The organism is Methylophaga sp. UBA5088 (assembly GCF_002414625.1).
GTDB lineage: Bacteria > Pseudomonadota > Gammaproteobacteria > Nitrosococcales > Methylophagaceae > Methylophaga > Methylophaga marina.
Genome location: NZ_DIAC01000010.1, coordinates 131,844 through 135,755 on the forward strand (window position 1 = coordinate 131,844; position 3,912 = coordinate 135,755).

At 43.4% G+C, this 3,912-nt stretch carries 7 protein-coding genes; 6 read left to right on the top strand and 1 reads right to left on the bottom strand.

What is annotated here, in order from left to right:
* From B4K20_RS01495 to fabB, 3 genes are all read left to right on the top strand, one after another.
* On the top strand, nucleotides 1-320 hold a 320-nt coding region (locus tag B4K20_RS01495), incomplete at its 5' end, for a TolC family protein (protein WP_289281639.1).
* 136 nt (nucleotides 321-456) lie between these two features.
* Nucleotides 457-972 carry a 3-hydroxyacyl-[acyl-carrier-protein] dehydratase FabA gene (gene fabA / locus B4K20_RS01500; protein ID WP_286305370.1) on the top strand — a complete coding sequence of 172 codons (516 nt, stop codon included), beginning with the start codon at nucleotides 457-459 and terminating at the stop codon, nucleotides 970-972.
* A gap of 9 nt (nucleotides 973-981) precedes the next feature.
* Nucleotides 982-2,199: a beta-ketoacyl-ACP synthase I gene (gene fabB / locus B4K20_RS01505; RefSeq protein WP_289281640.1), complete on the top strand. Its 1,218-nt coding sequence runs from the start codon at nucleotides 982-984 to the stop codon at nucleotides 2,197-2,199.
* A 29-nt stretch (nucleotides 2,200-2,228) separates the two neighbouring features.
* On the opposite strand, the gene B4K20_RS01510 is transcribed toward fabB, so the two are convergent.
* On the bottom strand, nucleotides 2,229-2,402 hold the full coding sequence (locus B4K20_RS01510) for a hypothetical protein (protein ID WP_007145891.1): 174 nt from the start codon (nucleotides 2,400-2,402) through the stop codon (nucleotides 2,229-2,231).
* Nucleotides 2,403-2,456: 54 nt separating this feature from the next.
* Here B4K20_RS01510 and B4K20_RS01515 point away from each other — a divergent pair, with 54 nt between their 5' ends.
* From B4K20_RS01515 to B4K20_RS01525, 3 genes are all read left to right on the top strand, one after another.
* Complete coding sequence (locus B4K20_RS01515; protein WP_289281641.1) at nucleotides 2,457-3,221, top strand: alpha/beta fold hydrolase; 765 nt, start codon at nucleotides 2,457-2,459, stop codon at nucleotides 3,219-3,221.
* A complete protein-coding gene (locus B4K20_RS01520) occupies nucleotides 3,214-3,564 on the top strand; it encodes a nucleotide pyrophosphohydrolase (RefSeq protein ID WP_286305367.1) in 351 nt (116 codons plus the stop codon). The genes B4K20_RS01515 and B4K20_RS01520 overlap by 8 nt, the downstream gene beginning before the upstream one ends.
* A gap of 60 nt (nucleotides 3,565-3,624) precedes the next feature.
* The coding region (locus B4K20_RS01525) for an ACT domain-containing protein (protein WP_289281642.1) at nucleotides 3,625-3,912 on the top strand (288 nt) is incomplete at its 3' end.

Consider the following 3,912-nt stretch of genomic DNA (forward strand, 5'->3'; position numbering starts at 1 on the left):
GTGAAGTGGAAGAGAGCACCAGGCTCTCATGGAATGCCTGGGAGACGGTCAAGCGTCAGATGTCATATCGGCAGCAGCATGTTGACTCAAGTAGAAAGTCACGTGATGCCTACAGACAACAATTCAGCCTTGGACAGCGCACATTGCTGGATTTATTAGATTCTGAAAATGAAGTGTTTAGAGCTGAGACAGCACTGGTGAATACATCATATGATGAGTTGTATGCGCAGTATCGTATTTTGAACAGTATGGGCCTTCTGTTGGAAGGCTTGAATATTAAAGCCCCTGAAACTGCACAAACTATTGCTATACAACAGTAAATTAGAATTTATTGATTATTTTGGCCACGGTCGTAACCGTGGCTTTTTTATATATATGGGAATGACGTTTTTTTCTGGTTTAGAAACGATCGTGGTATTATACGGGGCCCAATTGGCGGGATAATTAAGAGAATTCATGAGTAAGCAATCATCATTTACATACGAAGAATTATTGCAATGTGGACACGGCGAAATGTTTGGTCCTGGCAATGCCCAACTCCCTATACCCAATATGCTGATGATGGATCGCATTACTCATATTGCAAATACGGGTGGCGCTTACGGTAAAGGCGAAATCATTGCCGAGTTGGATATTCATCCTGATCTTTGGTTTTTTGATTGCCATTTCCCCGGTGATCCGGTCATGCCAGGGTGTTTAGGCCTGGATGCAATGTGGCAATTAGTCGGATTCTTCTTAGCTTGGGATGGTAACCCAGGTCGAGGACGGGCTTTGGGCTCAGGTGAAGTGAAATTTACCGGACAAGTCTTACCTACAGCCAAAAAAGTGACTTACCGTATTGATTTAAAACGTGTTATTGCACGCAAGCTAGTTCTGGCTATTGCTGATGGCACGGTATCTGTGGATGGGCGCGATATCTATACTGCAAAAGATTTACGCGTTGGTCTGTTTACATCAACCGATGATTTTTAGGATGTCATAATGAAACGTGTTGTCGTTACAGGGTTAGGTATCACTTCTTGCTTAGGACTTGATGCCCAAACAGTGACAGAGTCTCTTCGCCATGGCCGCTCGGGCATTCGCTTCAAACAAGAATATGCGGATATGGGCTTTCGTAGCCATGTTGCGGGTACCATCGATATTGATTTTAAAGAATACATAGACCGTAAAACATTACGTTTCATGGGTGATGCTGCAGCTTATGCCTACATCGCCATGGAGCAAGCGATTGCCGATGCGGGGTTAAGCGAGGAGCAGGTGTCGAATATCCGCACTGGTCTTATTATGGGATCCGGTGGTGCTTCCTCTTCAAATCAAGTTGAAGCAGCCGACATCCTGCGTGAAAAAGGTTTAAAACGTATTGGGCCTTATCGCGTTACCCAAGTGATGGGTAGTACAACCTCAGCTTGTCTTGCCACGCCTTTCAAAATTAAAGGGGTCAATTACTCTATGTCATCCGCTTGTGCGACAAGTGCACACTGTATCGGTACGGCTATGGAGCAAATTCAACTAGGCAAACAAGATATTGTCTTTGCTGGTGGAGGGGAAGAAGAACATTGGTCAATGAGCTCTTTATTTGATGCAATGGGCGCTTTATCCACCAAATATAATGATACGCCAGAAAAAGCATCGCGTGCCTACGATGCTGACCGTGATGGTTTTGTTATCGCTGGTGGCGGTGGTGTACTCGTACTTGAAGAATACGAACATGCCAAAGCACGTGGTGCCAAAATCTATGCTGAATTGACCGGTTACGCTGCTACATCAGATGGTTACGATATGGTGGCCCCATCAGGTGAAGGCGCGATGCGTTGTATGCAGCTGGCGATGTCTACGAGTCGCGGCAAAGTGCAATACATCAATGCACATGGTACCAGTACGCCTGTAGGTGATTTGGCCGAGCTAGGCGCTATTAAAAAGACATTCGGCGCGGATATGCCTGCCGTTGGCTCAACAAAATCATTATCAGGTCATTCTTTAGGTGCTGCCGGTGTTCAGGAAGCCATCTATAGTCTGTTGATGCTAGAAAATGATTTTCTTGCTGCATCAGCCAATATTGAAACATTAGATCCCGAAGCGGAAGGCATGCCTATTCTTCGGGAACGCGTGGATAACGCTGGACTGACGACAGTAATGTCGAACAGTTTTGGCTTTGGTGGAACCAATGCCTGTCTGGTGTTCGAGAAACTGGATGATTAAAGAAAAAAGCCACCTTTCGGTGGCTTTTTTTATTGTAGATCGTCGTCAGTGACTGGACCGCGCTTACCCGCATTGGCTTCTTGTATCAGTGTGATCAGTAATTGTTTCTTATCAGGATCATCAAGATATTTTGAGCTGAAGGTAATGCCAAATTTATCGGCATATTGTTTCACTAGCATCACCAGAATTGTTTCGTCTTCCACATCGGGCTCCAGTTTATTTAAATTATTTAATTATAACGTTTCAACAAGCTATCAATGAAATTGCATTATCAAGAAAGTGGTGAAGGTACGCCTTTAATTATTATCCACGGCTTATTTGGCTCTGCGGATAACTGGCGCAGTATGGCAAAGTATTTTTCACGTTTTTATCGGGTTATTAGCGTTGATTTACGCAATCATGGTCGTTCCCCACACAGCGATGAGCAGAATTTCACTGTCATGGCTGAAGATATCAAAGAGTTGTGTGAGGCCATGGAGTTAGGGCAAGTATCTATTCTTGGTCACTCTCTTGGTGGCAAAGTAGCGATGATGTTTGCGGGCATGTATCCAGAGCAAGTATCTAAATTAATTGTGGTAGATATAGCGCCACGTCAATACTTCAGTGCGCATACACCACTGATGGATGCCATGATGGCGCTCGATTTGTCTCAGTTTACCCGCCGAGGTGAAATCGATGATGCATTGGCTCAATCTATTCCTGATAAGGCTGTTCGTCAGTTTCTACTGATGAATTTAAGTTCTGAAGACGAGACTTTTCAATGGCGGATTAATCTGTCTGCGTTAAAAGCGAATTATCCTGAGTTAATGGCTGCCGTGTGTGAGGACATAACATTCACCATGCCAAGCCTATTTGTTTATGGTGAATTATCAGACTATGTCACTGAGCAGGATCGGCAACAGATTTCTTCACAGTTTGTTCATGCAGAATTTAATGGCATAGAAAAGGCAGGTCATTGGGTTCAGGCTGAACGACCACAACAGTTTAAAAAGGTGGTAGAGGAGTTCTTGCAGAATGATTGAGCCGGAATTATTTAAGCAGCTTATTGAGTTTCGCCGTGAAAGAGATTGGGAGCAGTTTCATAATCCCAAAGATATCGCCATCTCATTATCTATTGAAGCCTCTGAGTTACTGGAATGGTTTCAATGGAAGAGTGCTGAAGAAGTTCAACAACGATTAGCCTCCGATAAACGTGAAGATTTAGAGGACGAAATAGCCGATGTTGCTGTTTATCTCGCTTATCTTTGTCATGACTTAGACATCGACTTGAATCAAGTCATTAAAAGCAAAATGCAAAAAAATGCAGCTAAATACCCACGAGATAAAGTCAAAGGTCGTAATGACAAATATGATGAATATTCATAAAGCCTTGTGACAGTGCTAGGATTTAGCTTTTTTTCCGTATTATTTTCTTAGGAAACCCTCATGAGCGCCATTGTTTTCCTTATTCAGTGTAAAGACCAAAAAGGTTTAGTCGCTGGTATCACCAGCTTTTTTGCCGAAAGACAATTTAATATTTTGCACTGCCAGCAATATACAGATACTGAAGTTGGCCAGTATTTCATGCGAATTAAGCTGGAAGATGATGGTCATTTTAATCATCAAAAACTGGAAGCCGAGTTCAGCCAGTTTGCAAGCACTATCGACTTAAACTGGTCCGTTCGCTACAGCGAAGAGCCTTATCGAGTCGCTTTACTGGTGACAAGAGCTTCT